Annotated in this window: 1 protein-coding gene and 1 pseudogene; one reads left to right on the top strand and one right to left on the bottom strand. The window is 56.3% G+C overall.

All coding sequences use genetic code 11. The features are described from left to right. Positions 1–329 (bottom strand): annotated as a pseudogene (locus tag NW853_RS05590) (peptidase M8); the annotation flags it as partial. A gap of 178 nt (positions 330–507) precedes the next feature. On the opposite strand from NW853_RS05590, the gene NW853_RS05585 reads away from it, so the two are divergent. Further along, positions 508–1,479 (top strand): class I SAM-dependent methyltransferase (locus tag NW853_RS05585; RefSeq protein ID WP_414348247.1); only part of this gene is annotated, 972 nt, incomplete at its 3' end.

The raw sequence follows: 1,479 nt of genomic DNA, 5'->3' as shown, positions 1-1,479 counted from the left end.
CTGCCGTCGCCATCGAAGTCAGAAATGGCAACTGGGTTGGGGTTGGCCGTGGTCACCTCAGCCAAAGTTATGGGCGGCTGCACCCGCAAAACGTTGTTGACAAAGCTAACAATCTGGCTGGGCTGGGTGATCCCGCTGGCGATGGCAAAGGCGATGGCGACATCGCGGATGGTTACCGATTGGGGGTTGCCGTCGTAGTAGGCGGCAGGGGTGGAGGAGGGCGTCTCTGGACGGCTGATCAAGCCAGGCCCCGTGGCCAGGCCGCAGGCTGCCAGGATCCCGAAGAGAAAAGTTACCGCCAACAGCAATAGGCGTCTGCGTGAGCCCATGGAAAAAACCCCCCGGCAGGATGAGATCAACACTAAGGCAGCGCTATCAAAAAGCTACCAGCAAAGATTACCCGCTTCAAGGCCAGAGGAACGCCGGAGAGATATAGATTGCTGGCTGTGCAGTACGATAGGGAGCGTGCTAAGAGTTTGGGATACCTAAAAACACAGGAAGGCCGCCATGGCAGAGAAAGTTGTGTCCAACCCCGTACAGGCGCAGTTTGACGAGTTTCCATACCCGAACGTGCCGATTGAGCAGACGGTTACCGACAACCTGGCCTTGTTTGCCAACAGCCTCACAACAGCCAGGTACCTGCGGGATCGCAAGGTAGTCATGCCAGAAGGCAAGGTGATGCTCAATGCCGGCTGTGGTTCCGGCTGGGAAACTTTGGTTTTGGCAACCGCCAACCCCGGCGCTCGCTATGTGGGAGTGGATATCTCAACCGAATCTGTCAAGCTGGCGGAGCAGCGCTTCAAGTTCCACAAGATCGAGAACGCCCGCTTTCATGTTATGGACATTACCGACATGACGGCGCTGGGGGAGGAGTTTGATTTTATCGCCTGCAACGACGTTCTCTACCTGCTGGAGGATCCGGTGGCCGGTTTGAAAGGCATGCGGCAGGTGCTCAAGCCCGACGGGATCATTCGCAGCAATGTGCACAGCCTTTATCAGCGGCAGTTTATCTTCAACATGCAGGATGCGATGGAGCTGCTGGGGGTGATGGATGAGCCAGCGGCCAAAGCTGTACCGCTGCTGCGGGAGGTGATGGAAGCTCTCACCGATGCCAGCTTTGTGAAGAGCCACTGGAACGGCGATGCCATCAAAACCACAGGGGGAATTCTAGCCAATTTCCTGCTGCGCAGCGACAAGGGCTTTACGGTGCCGCAGGTGTTTGAGATGTTAAGGCAGGCCGGCCTTGAGTTTATTAGCATGGTGAACTGGCAGCAGTGGAAGGTGGAGAGGGTTTTGACCAAGCCGGTGCCCTACACGATGCGGCAAATCAATAAGTTAAGCGAGGAGCAAAAGCTTCACTTCATCGAGCTGGTTTTCCCCAACATGACCCGCCTGATCGACTTTTGGTGTGGGCACCCCGGTGTTCCCAAAGCTGAGCCGTTTACGAACGACGAATGGTGGAATGGCACTGTACAAGCC

The sequence above is a fragment of the Synechococcus sp. H55.11 genome (assembly GCF_047462475.1).
Classification (GTDB): domain Bacteria; phylum Cyanobacteriota; class Cyanobacteriia; order Thermostichales; family Thermostichaceae; genus Thermostichus.
This window is presented reverse-complemented; position numbering and strand designations above follow the sequence as displayed.